Source organism: Streptomyces sp. NPDC026538 (genome assembly GCF_055567535.1).
Genome location: NZ_JBVHQG010000006.1, coordinates 166,915 through 184,555, shown reverse-complemented (window position 1 = coordinate 184,555; position 17,641 = coordinate 166,915). Strand labels below are relative to the sequence as shown.

At 69.8% G+C, this 17,641-nt stretch carries 13 protein-coding genes and 1 pseudogene; 10 read left to right on the top strand and 4 right to left on the bottom strand.

Features of this window, described 5'->3' with window-relative positions; translation table 11 throughout:
- Positions 1 to 300 precede the first annotated feature (300 nt).
- Positions 301 to 1,326 carry a cytochrome P450 gene (locus ACZ4N4_RS24630; protein WP_467592123.1) on the top strand — a complete coding sequence of 342 codons (1,026 nt, stop codon included), beginning with the start codon at positions 301 to 303 and terminating at the stop codon, positions 1,324 to 1,326.
- 97 nt (positions 1,327 to 1,423) lie between these two features.
- Here ACZ4N4_RS24630 and ACZ4N4_RS24625 read toward each other — a convergent pair whose 3' ends face one another.
- Positions 1,424 to 1,978, bottom strand: coding sequence for a GNAT family N-acetyltransferase (locus tag ACZ4N4_RS24625; protein ID WP_467592121.1), 555 nt, complete (start codon positions 1,976 to 1,978; stop codon positions 1,424 to 1,426).
- Positions 1,979 to 2,503: 525 nt separating this feature from the next.
- Between ACZ4N4_RS24625 and ACZ4N4_RS24620 the strand changes: the two genes are divergently transcribed.
- The 8 genes and pseudogenes from ACZ4N4_RS24620 to ACZ4N4_RS24585 all read left to right on the top strand — a co-directional run bounded on the left by ACZ4N4_RS24620 (position 2,504) and on the right by ACZ4N4_RS24585 (position 13,767).
- Entirely contained in the window at positions 2,504 to 2,731 is a 228-nt protein-coding gene (locus ACZ4N4_RS24620; RefSeq protein WP_467592119.1) for a ferredoxin, read from the top strand.
- Positions 2,728 to 4,107 (top strand): annotated as a pseudogene (locus tag ACZ4N4_RS24615) (NAD(P)/FAD-dependent oxidoreductase); the annotation flags it as partial. The gene ACZ4N4_RS24620 and the pseudogene ACZ4N4_RS24615, both read left to right, overlap by 4 nt.
- A 231-nt stretch (positions 4,108 to 4,338) precedes the next feature.
- Positions 4,339 to 5,352: a cytochrome P450 gene (locus tag ACZ4N4_RS24610; protein WP_467592815.1), complete on the top strand. Its 1,014-nt coding sequence runs from the start codon at positions 4,339 to 4,341 to the stop codon at positions 5,350 to 5,352.
- Between the two features lie 394 nt (positions 5,353 to 5,746).
- Complete coding sequence (locus tag ACZ4N4_RS24605) at positions 5,747 to 6,259, top strand: hypothetical protein (RefSeq protein ID WP_453574237.1); 513 nt, start codon at positions 5,747 to 5,749, stop codon at positions 6,257 to 6,259.
- Positions 6,260 to 6,658: 399 nt separating this feature from the next.
- Positions 6,659 to 10,129 carry a phosphodiester glycosidase family protein gene (locus ACZ4N4_RS24600; RefSeq protein ID WP_467592117.1) on the top strand — a complete coding sequence of 1,157 codons (3,471 nt, stop codon included), beginning with the start codon at positions 6,659 to 6,661 and terminating at the stop codon, positions 10,127 to 10,129.
- Positions 10,130 to 10,590: 461 nt separating this feature from the next.
- On the top strand, positions 10,591 to 10,866 hold the full coding sequence (locus tag ACZ4N4_RS24595) for a hypothetical protein (protein ID WP_351740390.1): 276 nt from the start codon (positions 10,591 to 10,593) through the stop codon (positions 10,864 to 10,866).
- Positions 10,867 to 11,236: 370 nt separating this feature from the next.
- Positions 11,237 to 11,443: a hypothetical protein gene (locus ACZ4N4_RS24590; protein WP_467592115.1), complete on the top strand. Its 207-nt coding sequence runs from the start codon at positions 11,237 to 11,239 to the stop codon at positions 11,441 to 11,443.
- Between the two features lie 851 nt (positions 11,444 to 12,294).
- Positions 12,295 to 13,767 (top strand): sialidase family protein, encoded by a 1,473-nt coding sequence (locus tag ACZ4N4_RS24585; protein WP_467592113.1) that lies wholly within the window; start codon positions 12,295 to 12,297, stop codon positions 13,765 to 13,767.
- 210 nt (positions 13,768 to 13,977) lie between these two features.
- On the opposite strand, the gene ACZ4N4_RS24580 is transcribed toward ACZ4N4_RS24585, so the two are convergent.
- From ACZ4N4_RS24580 to ACZ4N4_RS24570, 3 genes are all read right to left on the bottom strand, one after another.
- Positions 13,978 to 14,190 carry a hypothetical protein gene (locus ACZ4N4_RS24580; RefSeq protein ID WP_453574227.1) on the bottom strand — a complete coding sequence of 71 codons (213 nt, stop codon included), beginning with the start codon at positions 14,188 to 14,190 and terminating at the stop codon, positions 13,978 to 13,980.
- 217 nt (positions 14,191 to 14,407) lie between these two features.
- Positions 14,408 to 15,358, bottom strand: a complete 951-nt coding sequence (locus ACZ4N4_RS24575) for an SDR family NAD(P)-dependent oxidoreductase (protein WP_467592110.1) — start codon at positions 15,356 to 15,358, stop codon at positions 14,408 to 14,410.
- A gap of 277 nt (positions 15,359 to 15,635) precedes the next feature.
- On the bottom strand, positions 15,636 to 16,478 hold the full coding sequence (locus ACZ4N4_RS24570) for a CAP domain-containing protein (RefSeq protein WP_467592108.1): 843 nt from the start codon (positions 16,476 to 16,478) through the stop codon (positions 15,636 to 15,638).
- Between the two features lie 601 nt (positions 16,479 to 17,079).
- On the opposite strand from ACZ4N4_RS24570, the gene ACZ4N4_RS24565 reads away from it, so the two are divergent.
- Positions 17,080 to 17,640: a dihydrofolate reductase family protein gene (locus ACZ4N4_RS24565; RefSeq protein ID WP_467592106.1), complete on the top strand. Its 561-nt coding sequence runs from the start codon at positions 17,080 to 17,082 to the stop codon at positions 17,638 to 17,640.
- Position 17,641 lies beyond the last annotated feature (1 nt).

Here is a 17,641-nt window from a genome sequence, read left to right as displayed (position 1 = left end):
GGTACGAGAGCCAGGGACGATCTCATGGGCCGAACGAATGAGCCGCCACGGTTGCCCGGAGGCAGCTTCGCGGCCTGGAGCCGCGACCGGCTGGCATGTGCGCGCCGTGGCGCTGAGGAGTGCGGGGACGTCTGGCAGCTGGAGCCGGGAGTCTACGTAGCCGCCGCGGCCGGGCCGTGTGAAGCAGTACTGCGCCGCGCGCAGGACTTCCCCAAAGGATCCTCGCCTCTCTTCCCGCCGTTGAAGCGGTCGAGCGGAGCACCGACACCCGAGGAGCGTGCGCTCGCTCACGCGGCCCGTATGCGCGGACTCCGTGCGCAGGCGGTTGCAGCCCGGATCGGTGAGATCGCGCCCAGGACCGCTCGATTCGCCGACCAGTGGCCCACGGGTCAGGACATCGAGATTCTGCCCCCGGTCCGGCACGCCCTGGCAGAGATCGGAGTGAACTACCTCTTCTCGGAGGACGCTCCCACCCTGCTGCCCTATGCCTCCCAGCTCTTCCTGGCCCGGGAGGTGCTCGTACGCCCCTCGCGTTGGGTATGGCCGCGCTGGATCCCCACACCGGCACGGCGGTTCCGCACACGGCAGCAAGTCGCCTTCACCGACGCCTTGCGGCCCATCGTCCGCCGACGTCGTGAATCCGGCCGGCTCGGTGACGACATGCTGGGACAGATGCTCCAGACCTCCCCCCACTACGGCCTACTGCCGGAAGAGGCGATCCTCGATACTCTCCCCGGAATCACCGTCGCCACCTTCGAGACCCCTTCCCGGGCAGCCGGATGGATCCTGCTCCACCTGGCCAGGCACCCTCAGGCAGCGGGCCGCGTCGCGGCCGAAGCCGCCGCGCTGCCCGCGGACCCGGCCGCGACGACCAGCACCCACCTCGGCAGCCTGCGATACACCCAGGCACTGGTGAGTGAGGTGCTCCGGCTGTATCCCCCGAGTTGGCTACTGACTCGGCGCGCCTCGCGACAGACTCAGCTCGCCGACTACACCATCGACGCCGGGTCCACCGTTCTCGTCTGCCCCTACACCGCCCACCGCGACGTACGGGAGTATTCCGAGCCTGACCGGTTCCAGCCCGAGCGCTGGCTCGACGATTCGGGCTCATCGGCGAAACCCGGGGTCTTCCTCTCTTTCGGTACCGGGCCGCACGGCTGCGAGGGAGCCGCTCTGGCCATGGCGATGCTGACGCTCCTGACGGCGCAGACCGCCCGCTGCTACCACTTGAGCGAGCCGCCCGGACCGGACCCCAGCTACCAGGTCACCACCCTCGAAGGTCTCGCAACTGTCGGCCTGCGCCTGCGCGCCACCTTGCGCGGCTGAGGGCGATCCTGCTTTCGGGAACAGGCCGCCTCCACGGGCGAACAGCGAACGTTGATCAAGTGCGAAGTTCCGTTCCGCACACGCCTGGATGACCGGCTCATCGTTCGCTCATCGTGTTTCGCTGGTCGAACTCGTCGGCGAGCATGCCCATCATGACGAGGTCGTGGTGCCGGCCGGCGAAGAAGACGTGTTCCCGCAAGCGCCCCTCCTCGGAGAAGCCGAGCCGACGAAAAAGTGCCAGCGATGCCTCGTTGTGGGCGAAGATTGCCGCCAGGCATTTGTGATAGCGACGCTCGGCAAACATGAAGCGCAGCAGCAGTACCACGGCTTCTGTCGCGTAGCCCTTACGCCGGTGGTCAGCGCCGATCGTGACATCCAACTCGAACCAGCCTGAACGAAGGCCGGTGCGGTGCGAGCCGACTGTGCCAACCAACTCTCCCGTGGCCGTCGCTTCGACCACCAAGCGGAAGCGGTCTTCTTTGCATTTGGCATGAGCTTGCTCCATCGCCCAGGCGCGGTAGCTCTCGGCGGACCGCGGCAGACCCAGCCGGCTTCCTTGTTGCCCGTCGTCGGCGAAGCGTATGAACGCTGTCCAGTCGTCGGGTTCGATAGCGCGCAGGCGTACCCGATTACCAGTCCAGGACGATTCCATGCCCTATTTGATCACGTTGCTGTGCGCGTGAGACTGAGAGGCACGCCGAGGTGGGTGTCGCCCGCCATGCTCTGTCGGCATCCGCCCTGATCGGTGCTTGATTTCTGCTGATCCTAGGCGAGTACTCCCGGCAGCCGAAGAAGTGAAGGACCGGTCTCTGGCCTGCGTCCAGCTCATCGATCAACGCTGGACTCGCCGGTATCGGTGCCGCTGTTACGCTGATTCTCTGACGGTATTCCGGCGCACCGTGCCACACACTTCCGCACCGTGCCACACACTTCCCTCGAAACGGAAATCCAGAAGAGCGCCGCTCACATAAGCAGAATGCGCCGCAGCCACGGAAGCGTCTCTGATCAGGCGCCGGTCGTTTCAGCCGCGATGACCAATTCTTTCCATGGAGATCCGACGAGCGCGCGGCACCCTCTCGCACTGCGCGGCGGTGGGCAGCGGCCGGATCATCCCTCGCTGCGCGCAGGAGTGGCGCCGGCTTGAGGGTCTCAAGCTCCCACTCCCGTGGAGGTCGGGGTGAAGGTGGTCGTTGATCTCTCCCGATGTGAGGGGTATGCGCAGTGCGCGTTCCTGGCTCCGGAGGCGTTCCGGATGCACGGTGAGGAAGCGCTCATGTACGACCCGAACCCCGACGACGCCTGGCGTGACCAGGTGCTACGCGCCGCGGCGGCCTGCCCGGTCCAGGCGATCCTGGTCGACCATCTGGAGACGCGGCACGCACCGGCGGAGGCGTCGCCGTCATGACCAGTGCCGACAACCTGCGTGCGTTCAAGCGCGCCGGCCGCGTCGTGGTCGTCGGCGCCTCGCTGGCGGGGCTGCGAGCCGCGGAGGCTCTGCGAGACGAGGGTTTCACCGGATCGTTGACCATGATCGGTGACGAGTTGGGGGAGCCCTACGACCGGCCTCCCCTGTCCAAGCAGGTACTGACCGGGTGGGTGCCGGCCGCGGGCACCACTTTGCCCCGCCGCCGCGACATCGATGCCAGGTGGCTGCTGGGCGTGCCCGCCAGCGGGCTGGACCTCGCGACGAACCACGTGCGTCTCGCCGACGGCCGCGAGGTTCCCTTCGACCGGCTGCTGATCTCCACCGGGGTACGGGCCCGGCCGTGGTCCGTGGAGAGCGAGGCGGCCCTGGACGGGGTGTTCGTCGTACGTACCCGCGAGGATGCCGAGGGCCTTCAACGGGCCCTCGCCGCCGGGCCCTCGCGCGTGCTGGTCATCGGTGCGGGATTCACCGGCTCCGAGATCGCCTCGGTCTGCCGTGAGCGGGACATCCCGGTGACCGTCGCCGAACTCGCGGCGGCCCCGCTGGTCGGGGCGCTCGGCGCCATGATCGGCGAGGCGGCGTCGGACATGCAGCGCGCCCATGGGGTCGACCTGCGGTGCGGTGTCAGGGTCGCCCGGCTGGAGGGCGACGCGCAGGGACGGTTTCGCCGTGCGCACTTCGACGACGGCAGTACGGTCGACGCTGAAGTGGCGGTGGTGGCTCTGGGGAGCATCCGCAACACGGAGTGGCTGCGGGAGTCGGGACTGGCGGCGGGCGTGTGGGGAATCACCTGTGACACGGGCTGCCGGGCCCTGGACATCCACGGCCGCGTCACCGACCACGTCTTCGCCGCGGGAGACGTGGCACGCTGCCCGAACCCCTTCTACGAGGACCGGCTCATCGCACTGGAGCACTGGGCCAACGCCGTGGAGCAGGCCGAGGTCGCGGCCCACAACATGGTCAGCGCCCAGGCGGACCGCCGGCCCCACCTGTCCATCCCGCTGTTCTGGTCGATCCAGTTCGGCGTCAACATCAAGTCCGTCGGCGTGCCGACCTTCGCCGACGAGGTCGTTCTCACCCAGGGATCGCTGGACGACCACCGTTTCGTCACCGCATATGGCTATCGGGGCCGCGTCACGGCTGCCGTGAGCTTCAACAACGGCAAGTGGCTCGAGCACTACCGGCGGTTGATCGAGACGGCCGCACCTTTCCCGCCCCCCTGCCCCACGCCGGACCAGCCGGCCGACATGAAACCGGTGCCCGTCGACTTCCCTGGCCCCGCCTCGCTCGCGCAGGACGGCACGATGGTCGTCACAGGCCACGACCCGGGTGAGCGCCGCGACACGGCCGTGCCACGGCATCGGCGGGAAGACGGCCGGACGACCACGACCGGGACGCCCGGCACGCTGCAACGGATCTTCGACTACTCCTCCCGCGCCGACCCGTACCCGCTCTACGCTGAGTTGCGCCGAACGCCGGTGGCCCGGCAGGACGACGGCAGCTACGTCATCAGCACCTATCGCGAGATCACGGACGTACTGAATGACCCGCATCTGAGTTCCGACGTGCGCAATCTGTCGTGTCCGATGCCCTCAGCCGAGGGAGGGGCCCCGTCGTCGTTCATCCACATGGACTCGCCCGAGCACGACCGCCTGCGGCGGATGGCGATGCGTCAATTCGGCCCCCCGCACACCCCTGGGCTGGTGACGGGACTTGAAGGCTTCCTGACCGCCACCGTCGGCGGCCTGATCGACGACCTGGCGGGCAAGCAGCGGATCGACGTCGTCGACGACTTCGCCTTCCCGCTCCCCGTAACCGTGATCTGTCACTTGCTCGGCGTGCCACGCGAGGACGAGCCGAGGTTCCACCTCTGGGTGAAAGACATCATGAACTCGATCGACTACGACCCCGAGACCGACCCGAAGGAGAAGCTGGACAAGGGCGTACAGGCCCGAAAGGACTTGCTCCAGTGCCTCGGCGAGCTGGTGGAACGGCGCCACGTCCGGCCGGGAGACGGCCTGCTGTCACGGCTGGCCAACGACGACGGGCCCGACGGTCGGATGGCGGACGCGGAAATCGTCGCCACCGCCAAACTGTTCCTCGTCGCCGGCCACGAGACCATCGTCAACCTCATCACCAACGGCATGCTGACGCTGCTGCGCCACCCGCAGGTGCTGCAGCGACTGCGTGACGAACCGGACCTGGTCGCGCCGCTGGTGGAGGAACTGCTGCGCTACGAGCCGCCCGTACAGATCATTCCCTGGCGGGCGGCGTACAGCGACATCACCGTCGCCGACACCGTCATCCCCCAGGGCTCGCAGATCATGCTGATGCTGGCGTCAGGCAGCCGCGATCCGAAGCGCTTCCAGGATCCGGACCGCTTCGACCCCGACCGGCGTGACAACCAACACCTCGGCTTCGGCAGCGGCATCCACCTGTGCTTCGGCGGCCCGATGGCCCGACGGGAAACCCAGATCGCGCTGACCGAGCTGGCACGCCGCCTCGACCGCCCCAGGCTGGTCGCCGACCCGCCGCCGTACCGGCCCAGCCCGGTTCTTCGGGGTCCGATCCATCTGGACATCGAACAGGGTGACGGTTGACGCGGCAGCCGAGGGCGGTTGCAAGGTCGCCCCGCGGACGGCCGGGCCGGCTCTGCATCGACAGCAACCCGCTACCGTCCTCAGCCTCCGTCCGGACGCCAGGGGCCGCGTCTGCAAGCGGGACTGGATGAGTGTGGTGTGGGCGGCGACGTCGCGAGACGGCACAGCGTCCTAGGTTGCCGAGGTCGAAGTCCCGGTCGTGGACGACCTCGCCGCGTTCACTGGCGACTTTGTCCTGGATACCGATCGGGGGCGGGGGCTGGTGCACGACTTCACGCAGACGCGGCGGCCCGCTCGCAAGCCCTTGCGGACCATCGGAAAGGGCCCGCTCGGGGACCGGATTCCGCCTCCGGCGGCGGGCAGCGAGGCGTGCGGATCACGGTAGGGTCCGCGCATGTCAGACGCGATAGTCACTGCGGTCACTGCGGCGGCGGGCCTCGGCGGGGCTCTCCTCGGTGCGGTGCTCCCGCAGCGCTTCAATGCACGCGAGCGCGCCATCGAAGCCGAACTTGCCGACCGCAGACGGTCCTTCGAGGAGCGCCGGGAGGCGTACACGGCCATGAACCGCGCCTCCGAGCAGTTTCACACGCTCCTCAAGGACGCCCTGCACCGTATTCGCGACGGCGTCTACATCGACGATGACCGCACCCGTCTCGAGGATTCCCGCAGGGATTACCGCGACCGCTACGCGGCAGCCCAGATGATCGTCCCGCTGCGGATCATGGAGGCGTCACGGGAACTCAACAAGGTCCTCGCGGGGGTGGATGCCGCGGCCAAGCGCATCGATCGCGGCCTCGCGAGTGACGGGGAGAGTGTCGAGCACCTGCTCGTCGAGGTCAGGCAGGCGGAACCTCGGCTGGTGGCGATGCGGACATTGATGCGGGAGGACCTGGGCATCCGGGACTAGGAGCTGGGCGGCCGGGTGGCACCATCGCCGCCTGCGCGGGCCGGCCGCGAGGGGACTCGCGTACGTTCGGTGCCGGCCGATTCGGCAGCGGCCTCGGACATGTCGACGCCGCCCTTGTGGTGGTCGGTCAGCACGCCCACAACTGTGGACGCGGACAGGCCACGACACATCTCCTCGACTTAGGGCACCAAATGCAGGTGTATCGCCGCACATCTGCTCCATCCGCCCGCCGGGCGTACCGCTCTCGGCCGCTCCGCGTGTCCGGCGCGGAACCGCCGTTGCACCCACGGTAGTTGGCTTGGTCTGCGCATGTGCCCGTACTTTCGGAAACCCGCTCTCACCTTTACGTTCATCTGGGCGTTCATCTCCAGGAGGTCTAGACCCTTACCGTCGCCCCCCATGAACGACCACCAGAACAACGGCGTAGCGGGTCTCTCCAGACGCGGGCTCATCGTCGGCGCGATCGCCGCCGGCCTCGCGGCCACCGGCGGCACCGCGACCGCCTCCGCGAGCCCGCAGCCCGGAGCGGGGCGGCCCGGCAGCGTGCCCGGCACCCCGACCGTCACGCCTTCGCACTTCCCCGCCTTCCACGTGCCGCAGTACCAGCTCACGGTGTCCGGCGAGTCGGTCGTCGCGGGCCGGGTCGACTACCCGGTGGCGCCCGGGATCGTGCTCACCTCCTTCGACACCTTCGGCCGCACCGGCTGGACCCGGGTTCACGTCCTCAACGCCGACCTGGGCAACGAGTCCGTCGGCGTGGACCTGATCGCCGACAAGGTGAGCGAGGCGCGCCCCCTCACGCAGACCACGAACGCCCAGCACGCCGTCGCCGCCGTGAACGGCGACTACTTCGACATCACCGAGACCTTCGCGGCCGAGGGCCCGGAGATCCAGGACGGGCACCTGCGGAAGGGCACGAACCAGCACGCGACGGTCGCGGCCATCGGCGCCGACCGGGTCGCCCGGCTCGCCGACCTCGTCCTCACCGGCACCGTCACCGTCGCCGGAACCAAGCGGCCGCTGGCCGCCCTCAACTCCGCCTCCGTGCCCGACGACGGCATCGCCGTCTACACCCCGCTGTGGGGCACCGCGGACCGCACACTCATCCAGGACGCCGGGCCGTTCACCGAACTCGTCGTCAAGGACGGCACGGTGAACACGGTGAACAACCAGATCACCGCCACCCCGGTGCCCGACGGCGGCATGATCGTCCTGGGCAGGGGCGCCGCCGCTGCCCAGCTGGCCTCAGCCAAGCCCGGCGACACCGTCTCCGTGGCGTTCGCCCCGCAGACCGACGCGCCCGCCGCCCTCACCATGGCGCTCGGCAGCGGCGCGGTGTTGGTCAAGAACGGCGCGGCCATCGACTTCCCGCCCAACAGCGGCAACGACGCGCTCAAGCCCCGCACCGCCATCGCCTGGCTGGACGGCGGACACCGCCTGCTGCTGGTCGCCGTCGACGGATCGGCCAACTTCTCCGCAGGCCTCAGCTTCGACGACATGGCCAGACTCCTGGTGCGCCTCGGCGCCACCGAGGCGTTCATGCTCGACGGCGGCGGCTCGACCGAGATCGTCGCACGCCACCCGGGGGACGCCGCCGTCAGCGTCGTCAACACCCCCTCCGACGGCAACGAGCGTCCCGTGCCCAACGGCGTCGGCCTGTTCGGCCCCAAGGGATCGGGCCGGCTGCGCGGCATCGACGTCCGGCCGCAGGCCGACCGTGTGATCACCGGACTGACGCTCGACCTCACCGCCGCCGGCTACGACGAGACGTGGGCGCCCGTCGTCCTGCACCACGACACGGTCAGGTGGAGCGCCCACCCCGGCTCACTGGGCAAGGTGCGCGACGGCGTCTTCCGCGCCGGCCGTCCCGGCGCGGGCACGCTGCACGCCCGCAGCGGTTCCACCGAGGGCCGGCACGAGGTGCGCGTGCTGGGCGACCTGCACCGGCTCGCGTTCACCCAGCGCGCGGTCACCATCGATCCCGGGGCCGCCGCGAGCGTCCGCCTGATCGGCTACGACGCCGACGGGTTCGACGCCCCGGTCGCGCCGCGCGACGTCGAACTCGACTACGACAAGACCGTGCTCACGGTGCAGGCCGGCGCCGACGGCAGCCTCCAGATCACCGGCGACGCGGACGCCGGCGGACGGACCGCGAGCATCACCGCCACCGTGCAGGGAGTTACGGCCAAGCTCCCGGTGACGGTCGGCCTGATCGACGTGTCCCTGGCCGAGTTCGAGCCGAACGAGAAGTGGACGGCCCTGGCCGCCAAGGGCACGGCGTCCGTCGGGTTCGTCCCCGCCGCGGACCGCCCCGGCGCCGCCGCGAACAACCACGCCCTGCGGCTGACCTACGACTTCACCGGCCAGACCAGCACCTCCGCGGCCTACGCAGTGGCAGGCGGCGGCCCGATCACGCTGCCCGCCGGAACCCGGCGGCTGGCCCTGTGGGTCAACGGCGACGGCCGCAACCACTGGCTGCGCGCCATGATCTCCTCGCAGGGCACCACGAACGTGCCGTTCACGTTCACCACCGTCGTGGACTGGACCGGCTGGCGCCGCGTCATCGGCGACATCCCCGTCGGCTACTCCGAGCCCCTGACCCTGCTGCGCGTCTACATCGCCGAGACGTCGCAGACCAACAAGAACGCCGGTCAGCTCGACTTCGACGGACTCGCCGCGCAGGTCGGCCAGCAGCCGGACAACTCCGAACGGCCGATGTCCGACCCGTACGTGGTCGAACAGGGCGGGCTGCCCGACCACCGCTGGACCTTTGCGGTCCTGTCCGACCTGCACGTCAGCGCCGCCGCGGGCCTGAACTCCTTCTCCGGACGGCAGGCCGCGATCGCACTCAGGCAGGCGGTCGACAGCAAGCCGGACTTCATCCTCATCAACGGCGACTTCGTCGACAACAACAATCCCGCCGACTTCGACCTGGCCAACGGGCTGCTGCACGACCACGTACCGGCGGACCTTCCGGTGTACTGGACGCCGGGCAACCACGAGGCGGGCCTGTCGGCGACCGGCGGACTCGACGCGTTCCTCGCCGCGACCGGCCGTCCCAACAAGCAGATCCTCGACCACAAGGGCACCCGCTTCATCCTGCTCGACTCCCACACCGGTGACATGCGCACCTCGGACTGGGACCAGGTGCCGCTGCTCCAGGCCGAGCTTGCCAAGGCGGCGGCCGACCGCTCGGTGACGGGCGTGGTGCTCTCCTTCCACCACCCGCTGCACGACCCGACCGGAACCGGCGCCTCGCAGCTCTCGGACCAGTTGGAGGCCGCGCTGCTGCAACGTTGGCTCGCCAACTTCCGTGAGAAGTCCGGCAAGCCGATCGCCCTGTTCAACGGCCACGCGCACATGGCGGCCGTCACCCGCACCGACGGCGTGCTGGAGGTCAACACCCCGGCCGTCGGCAAGACCCCCTACAGCTCGCCCGACCAGGGCGGCTTCTTCGGGTGGATGCACGTCGCCGTCGACCCGCGGCCGGCCCGGGTCAAGGCCGGTGAGCCCAGCCCGCAGACCCGGGAGTGGCTGCAGGCCGAGAGCGTGCCGCTGATCGACGGCGTCGAGCTGTCGGCACCGCCGCGGATCGCCGTGGGCGCCAAGGGCCGGCTCGCCGCGACGGGCATCACCAGCGAGTTCGGTCTGCGGTTCCCGCTGCGGTTCCCGGCGAGCGTCACCTGGGAGGGCGGCGACGGCGTCGTCGTGCGGCCGGAGTCCGAGGCAAAGACCCTCGGGCAGGGCTCGCACACCCTGGCCCTGCTCGACCCGGAGGCGGGAACCCTCACGGCGGTCCGCTCCGGCACGGTCACCGTCAAGGTGACCGCGGGCGGACTGACCGCCTCGGCGACCGTCACCCTCGGCTGACCGTCAGGCCGGGAGACGACCCCACCGGTCGTCTCCCGGCCGCTCCACGCCGACCCGGGCCCGGCGGTGTGCGGGGGACAGGTCGGGCAAGCACGCTGGGCCGTGCGATCCACCTGGTCGGCCGGACGGGCCGGCTACCGCGCTGCGCGCGATCGCAGTTACTCAAGCGTGGCCGCCCCCTCCGGATGCCCAGGACGGGCGGGGGAGAGGATGCGACGCTGGAGTGAGGGGCCCGCGAGTGGAGGTCCGAGTGCGTCTCATCCGGTCCGGGGCCCTCTGCTTCGGCCTGGCGACCATGTCCCGGTGCGGCTCATCGGATGCGACGCGGAATCGTGCGGTCAGCCTGCGAGCCCGCCCGGCCGGGGGCACCACTCACCGAGCGTCGCCAGGCGGCCTCACCGCGTGGATCCGGCCCGCCGGGACCAGGACCGCGCGACCAACCCGGAAGGCAGGTGCGTCCCATGCGCACGTCGACCCGTATCGCCGGTGCCCTCACCGGCCTGACCCTCACCCTCGGTGGTGCGGTCCTCGCCGCTCCCGCGGCCCGAGCGGACATCCCCGCCTGCACCAAGATGGCCGAACTGGCCGGTGCCACCGCTTCCGACTCCGTCACAGCGGCCTGCGGCCGTGGCGTGGTCGGAGACCTGCAGAGCTGTGTGACCGGGCTGACCGGGGCCGGCGTGGCGGGCGGCGCCGCGACCGGTGCCTGTCGGGCGGCGGCCCACGAACCGCGTTAGAGCACGGCGCAGGGCAGCCGCCCGCCGGCACCGGTCGGAGGCGGGTACGGCCCGTCTCCTCCTCAACTTCCGGCCTGCCCGGCCACAACGCGCCCCCGGTGGGCAGTCTCGACGCCAAGGACATCGACGTCGCCCGGCTCCCACCGATGCGCGCGGCGTACCGATGCGCACGCGGCGTACCCGATGCGGCCCGTCGAGGTCGGTGACGTCATGCCCTCTCCGGGGCCGGGCAGTCACCGCCCGAGTGCGGCGCCCAGCCTCGCCTCGCGGGCCTCATGCGGAGCACCCATGCTGAGTAAGAGGGCGCCGTCGTCTTGAGACTTGTCCTTCCCGAAGGCCGAACGAAGGCGCCGGCGAGAAGGAGGAAGTCATGCGCATGCGAAGAATCCTGGGCCTCGCCCTGGCCGCGGCAACCCTTGCCGGCGTGAGCGCCGTCGGCGCTGTCAGCGCCGGGGCAGCCTCGCCTCCGGACATCTCCAGAGACGACTGCACGGCCGCCGGCGGACACATCGTTGCACGCCCCTATGCCGGCGACGCCTGCGCGCTGCCTGACGGGACCACGCCGGCGATCACCTGACCGGTCGGCGCACGACTGGGCAACCAGTCCGGCGGGTGCACCCGGCGCGGTGGGCATGGAGTGACGGCACCCGGTCCACCGTCGGGTGGATCACCCGCGCCCGTCTCGACACGCGGCACTCGCGATGGTGGACGCCGACCGTCTCGAAGCCAAGGCCGCCACCGCTTCGAGACGGTCCGCCCCGTCCTGAACACCGCGCTCGCCGCCGTCCTGAACGGTCTCGGCCGTGTCGTCATACAGTGACCGACGAGGTCGTTCGCCTTTCCTGGCTGTATTGATTCGTATTTCCCAGGACTTCCCAGCTGTATTGATCACGAGCGTTGTTGACACTCTGCAGGTCCTGAACAGGCGCAGAGGAACCAGCAGTTGCGCCGGCCTCGAGCCTGGATGCGCCGACGGTGATGGAGCCAACGGAGTCTTCCTCCTGGCGCGGCCGCTGATCGCGCCGCTGTCCGCATTGAGGCGGCCCTTCGGCGATGCCCTGACTCGTCCCCACCGCGGAAGAGGTCCAGCAGGTCAACCCGCTCCGACCTGTCCGAGACGAGGCCGACCCCGCCGGCATCGCCAACCGGCAGGCGGCCAACGGCCCTCTCCGGAGACCTACGAGACGGCGCCGTAACAGCACGACCAACGAGCCGACCGGCACGGTGCTCCCGCCGGTCGGCTCCGCCGTGCTCCTCGACGACCCCCGGGACGACTCCGTCGTTCGGCCCATCAAGGGCACCGGCTGCAACGCCGAAAAGGACCAAGCGGAGTCGCCCCACCCTCACGCTCCGGTACGCCTCCGCGCCCCAGGCCGCCCCGATGACTGCGGTCCCGTACCCGACCGACAGGCCCGGAGGAGATCCCGCATGCGCGTCTTCCTGCCCCTGACCGCCGTCACCACCGCCGGGCTCCTGCTCGTCACGGTCACCGGCGCGACTCCCGCCGCGGCAGACCGGAACCGCGACGACACACCACTGGTCAAGGTGTCCCACGGCGACCCGTACGCGAAGTGCACCATCGGAGCGAGGTCCCCCGACAGCATCGTCTACCCGGCCACCGAGGTCGAGCCGTACCTGTCCGTCGATCCGCGCGACCCCAAGCGCGTGGTCACCGTGTTCCAGCAGGACCGCTGGAACGACGGCGGCGCCCGTGGCCTGGCGGCCGGCTGGACCACGGACGGCCACACCTTCCACCAGAGCACGCTGCCGTTCAGCCTGTGCGCCCCGGGCGGCGCGGACTACGAACGGGCCTCCGACCCCTGGGTGAGCACCGGACCGGACGGCACGGTCTACGCCGGCGGGGAGGGCGTCGACTTCACGAAGAGCACGCGCAGCGCCCTCCTGGCAGTCACGTCCCGCGACGGCGGCCGCACTTGGCGGAACCTCACCACCACGCACGTCGACGAGCAGCCGTTCTTCAACGACAAGCCCTCACTCACCGCCGACCCGATCCGCAAGGGCACCGCCTACCAGGTCTGGAACCGCCTCGACAACGACCCACCCGGCCCCAGCTCCCTCGACGGTCCCGGCTACATCTCCCTCACCCGCGACGGCGGCCGCACCTGGAGCAAGGCCCGCCCGTTCGTCCACACCAGCACGGTGCCCAACACCCAGACCATCGGCCATCTCATCGTCGCCGACCGGTGCACCGGCACCCTGTACGACTTCTTCGACCGGATCACCTACGCCGACGACCTGACCACCGTCGTCGAAGCCCGCTACGAGATGGTCACCTCGACCGACGCCGGAAAGACCTGGAGCGCCCCGGTCACCGTCGCCCGGGACACCTCCGTACCGGAGGTCGACCCGAACGACCCCACCAAACTGCTGCGCGCCGCGGCCACCCTGCCGAGCCCCGCCGTCGACCCCAAGACAGGCACGCTGTACATGGCCTACGAGGGCTCGGACTTCTCGGGTGGAAAGTTCGACTCGGTCCAGCTTGTGCGGTCCACCGACGGCGGACGCACCTGGGGGACCCCGGAACTGATCAGCCCCAAGGGCGTTCCGGCCTTCTCACCGTCGATCGCGGTCGCCGAGCGGGGCACGGTCGCTCTCACTTACTATGACCTGCGCTTCCTCAAGCCCGGCAACACAACCACCCTGCCCACCGCCTACCAACTGGCCACGCTGCAGCACGGAAACCCGAAGCTCCGGACCGAACGACGGATCTCGCGGGTCTTCGACTGGCTGCAGGCGCCGTTCTCCGGGGGCTACTTCCTCGGCGACTACCAAGGCCTGGCGGCAGACGACAAGGGAGTACGGGCCGTGCTCACCGAGACCCACTCCGGCGCACCACAGAACCGTACGGACGTGTACACCACCAGTCTCAGCACCCCTTGACCGACGCGGGCTCCCAACTCGTCGACAGCGCAAACCTTTGCAGCTCGCTGCGCTCGCGCGCGACGGCGTTCGGGAGCTCCCGCCCGCCGCGTGCTTCGGGCCGACTCGGACCTGGCGTGCCCGACGGGTCGGCACAGTCCCTGCGACTCTCCCGGCTGCGCCGGCGCGGGGGCGCCCCGCGGCGCGTGGCTGCGGGGCGCCTCGTGGGGTCTAGTCGACCTGCTCCCCGTCGTGCGTACCGCCCTTGCAGTAGTTGCCCGCCTCATTGATCGCGGGCGTTCCACCGCCCTGCTTGCACTGAGAAGGGGTGACGTAGGACCGGGCACCCTGTGCAGCGGCGGTGGCGGTGGCGGCGCCTGTGAGGCCGAGTCCGGCGAGGGCTGCCGTGGCGATGACGGCGGCGAGGATTCGTCGAATGCGCATGTGGTTTCCCTTTCACGGATTGCCTCGGTTGGGGCACTAGTCAGTTTGATCTTCACCCATGTGGGTGGCACGTCATGTTGCGCCATTCGGGTGACTTGCTGTCGAGTGCGGGGCCGGTGACGCGGCCCGCGTCCGCGGCGTCCGTCGGGGCTCGCTCACCCCATTTGACCTGCACTTTTCCTGCGGGCGCCAACCAGAAGGCAGCGCGCGCCCGGGGCTATCCGGGGAGGACGCCGAGGTCGACGCCGGTCAGGTCACAGCTCGCGTCCCACAACCGCGCCGCGACGGAGGTGTCGGCGAGGTGGTTCCACACCGGTTCACGTCGGGGCTTGCCCCGCAGGCTGAAGACGCGCGGTCCCCACAGCTGTCCTCCGCGCACGGTCGGGTCGAGCACCGCTCGGACCGCGGGCCATGCGCCGGCGTGCTTGCCCTGGACGACGAGGGCGGCTGGTGCCCCGCGGAGCCGCGCACCGGCAGTCCTCACGTGGACTGGCGGCCGTGACGGGGTCAGGGAATCCAGCGCCCCGCCGGGATGGACCACCACGCTCGCGACCGTGCTGTCGACCGCGCGCAGGTGGCGGTCGAGTTCGAGGCCGAAGTACATCTGCGCCAGCTTGGAGCGTCCGTAGGTGCGCTTGGGCTGGTAGTCCTTCCGGGACTGCAGGTCGTCGAGGTCGAGCCGCTCGGACTTCGCCGCGAAGCTGCCCATGGTCACGATGCGGGCCGCCGGTGAGGCCGACAACAGCGGCATCAGCCAGTGCGTCAGTGCGAAGTGCCCGAGGTGGTTCGTGCCGAACATGAGCTCGTGACCGTCCCCGGTCTCCCGGCGCGGCGGGTCGTCGAGCGCGACGCCGGCGTTGTGGACGACCGCGTCGAGGCATTCCACATCCAGTGATTCCACCGCTGTTCTGAGCGACGAGAGGTCGGCGAGGTCCAGCCGTACGGCCTGAACCCGCGCGCCAGGAACACGCGAGCGGATCGAGGCCGTGGCGGCTTCGGCCTTCGCGGGACTCCGGCTGCCCAGTACGACAGTGGCTCCGACTGCGGACAGCTGCTCCGCGACGAAGTACCCGATTCCGGCGTTGCCACCGGTGACCAGGAAGACACTGCCATCGGCACGCGGCGGCCGTTGGACATCCCAGGGCAGGATGGAGGACGTGGACGACATGGCGGCGGGGCTCCCTTGCTGTTGAAGGCGGCTGCAACTGCCTTGCAGGGCAGCTCGACGCCCACGGTTCCAGCAGCCCCCGACACATCGCCTACAGATCACCGACAGCCCCGCCGGACGGCCGACATCCTGCGGACGTTGTGCGGTTTCAACCCGGTCGCCGGTCTGTACGCGGGTTCGTCCCCGCGATCGTCCGCTCGGCCGCCGCCCGTCCCTTCATCATGGCCGGCACGCTGACCAGCGCCTCGCGCTCACCTCGACAGCAGGCGGCACCCGCTCAGCGCGCGGTGCCGAAGTCCTGGGTCCAGTAGCTGTCGGGCTGTGCGAGACCGACGCCGATCTCCTTGAACGTGCAGTTGAGGATGTTGGCCTTGTGGCCGGGGCTGCCCATCCAGGCCGCCATGACCTGCTCGGGAGTGGCGTAGCCGTAGGCCACGTTCTCGCCGTAGGCGCTCCAGGTGTACCCGGCACTGGTGATCCGGTCTCCGGGGGAGGAGCCGTCGGACCCGGTGTGCGACATGTTCTGGTGACGCGCCATGTCCTCACTGTGTGCCTGTGCGACCTTGGAGAGGGTCGTGTTCAGGGTCAGGGCGGAACAGCCGACCTTGCCGCGCTCGGCATTGACGAGTTGCACGATGCGAGCGACGACTCCGGACGCCGTGGCGGTGGCCTTCGGGGTGCTCGACGGCTTGGGGGCCGCGGAAGCGGCGGTGGTGGTTTTCCGGGTGCTGGGCGGCGCGGTGGTGCTGGGCCTGGGGGCGGGGGCGGTGGTCCGCGCGGTGTGCCGGGACGCTGTGGCCTTCGGCCTCGGTGCGGTGGTCTTCCGGGCACTCGCAGAGGCGTGAGGAGTCCTCGTGGCGCTCGGCGTCGCCGACGCCGTCCATGAGGGCTTGCCGGCCTGGTCGGCGTTCCAGGGGCGGCCCCAGTTCGCGTCGTGCCACCAGTCCTTCTTGGTCCACGAGTCCTTCGTCGCGCTGCTCTCGGCGGCCTCGGACCGGTGTCCGCCGCCGGCGGGCCAGTCGGTACAGGCCATGGCGGCGGACGGGATGCCCACGGCGCCCACGGCGACGGCGGCGATGACTATTCGCCGGTAATGCGTGTTCTTACGATGTTTACCCATGGGTAACCCGCTCCTGAGCTGCGGCGGCGTCCTGCGGGTCGTCATTGTTAGGACGCCTTCACAGGGAGCGCAAAGGGCCTCTGTACTAGCTCGCTTCGTAGACTCGGGAGGCCCCTGTCGTGGGAGTGGGGCGCGCTGGTCCGGTTTCCGGGGCCTTCACGGAATTCTGTCGACCCGTCAAATCCCTGCGTGTGCGCAGAACGGATAAAGGCGGCTCGCGGGCGGAGAGCCGTGAATCCAGGCGCGACGTACGCGCACCCCAAGCCGGACAAATCCTATATGTCGACAGAGCCGCGTCTACTATCCGGCACCCCTAGGTCCCGGAGCCCCTGTGACAGATGTCACGGAATCATGCATTCGGGCCCTGGGCCCGACCTGGATGCCGGCACGCGCGGGCCGCGCATCCAGAAGGCCGGGATCCGAGGAGACAGCCACCGCTCGTCACACCGGGCCGCGCAGGTCTGGAGATCACTGTCTGCGCCCCAGGCGGGGAGCGTACCGACGGTCCTGACACGCGGACCGATTCCTTTCGGAGCCGACTCGAGTCCTCATATCCGAGAGCCGGAACGTCCAACCCTGAGAACGGAAAACGGAGACCATCATGCGGAAGCTCATTGCGGGGGCATTCGTCACGCTTGACGGCGTGGCCCAGGACCCGGGCGGATTCGGTGAGATCGAACGTGGCGGCTGGGCGCTTGACTACTTCGACGACGCCTCACGCCGGCACGCCACTGACGCCCTCTTGGCGAGCGACACCTTCCTGCTCGGGCGGGCGACCTACGAGATCATCGAGAAGGCCTGGTCAGGCAATACCGGGCAGTATGCCGAGGCGATGAACGCCATCCCCAAGCTCGTCGTGACCAGGACGCTGCACGGCCCGTTGCCCTGGAACGCCACCGCCCTTACCGGTGAAGCGGCACAGACGGTTGCGAAGCTCAAGCAGGAGCCCGGTGGCGACATCGTCATGTACGCCAGCTTCACGCTGATGCGAACCCTGCTGCAGCACAACCTGATCGACGAGCTGAACCTCGGCGTCCATCCACTGGTCGTCGGTGAGGGAACCCGGCTCTTCGACAGTGCGCTGCCGCGCTCGATGCAGTTCGTGGCCGCCACACCGAGTGCGACGGGCGTGGTCACGCTCACCTACGCTCCGCAGATCTGAC

Bases quoted from the DNA above. Each gene is read 5' to 3' on its own strand.
- ACZ4N4_RS24630 (WP_467592123.1), top strand. From the start codon at position 301: ATGCGCGGACTCCGTGCGCAGGCGGTTGCAGCCCGGATCGGTGAGATC.
- ACZ4N4_RS24625 (WP_467592121.1), bottom strand. From the start codon at position 1,978: ATGGAATCGTCCTGGACTGGTAATCGGGTACGCCTGCGCGCTATCGAA.
- ACZ4N4_RS24610 (WP_467592815.1), top strand. From the start codon at position 4,339: ATGCCCTCAGCCGAGGGAGGGGCCCCGTCGTCGTTCATCCACATGGAC.
- ACZ4N4_RS24605 (WP_453574237.1), top strand. From the start codon at position 5,747: ATGTCAGACGCGATAGTCACTGCGGTCACTGCGGCGGCGGGCCTCGGC.
- ACZ4N4_RS24600 (WP_467592117.1), top strand. From the start codon at position 6,659: ATGAACGACCACCAGAACAACGGCGTAGCGGGTCTCTCCAGACGCGGG.
- ACZ4N4_RS24595 (WP_351740390.1), top strand. From the start codon at position 10,591: ATGCGCACGTCGACCCGTATCGCCGGTGCCCTCACCGGCCTGACCCTC.
- ACZ4N4_RS24590 (WP_467592115.1), top strand. From the start codon at position 11,237: ATGCGCATGCGAAGAATCCTGGGCCTCGCCCTGGCCGCGGCAACCCTT.
- ACZ4N4_RS24585 (WP_467592113.1), top strand. From the start codon at position 12,295: ATGCGCGTCTTCCTGCCCCTGACCGCCGTCACCACCGCCGGGCTCCTG.
- ACZ4N4_RS24580 (WP_453574227.1), bottom strand. From the start codon at position 14,190: ATGCGCATTCGACGAATCCTCGCCGCCGTCATCGCCACGGCAGCCCTC.
- ACZ4N4_RS24575 (WP_467592110.1), bottom strand. From the start codon at position 15,358: ATGTCGTCCACGTCCTCCATCCTGCCCTGGGATGTCCAACGGCCGCCG.
- ACZ4N4_RS24570 (WP_467592108.1), bottom strand. From the start codon at position 16,478: ATGGGTAAACATCGTAAGAACACGCATTACCGGCGAATAGTCATCGCC.
- ACZ4N4_RS24565 (WP_467592106.1), top strand. From the start codon at position 17,080: ATGCGGAAGCTCATTGCGGGGGCATTCGTCACGCTTGACGGCGTGGCC.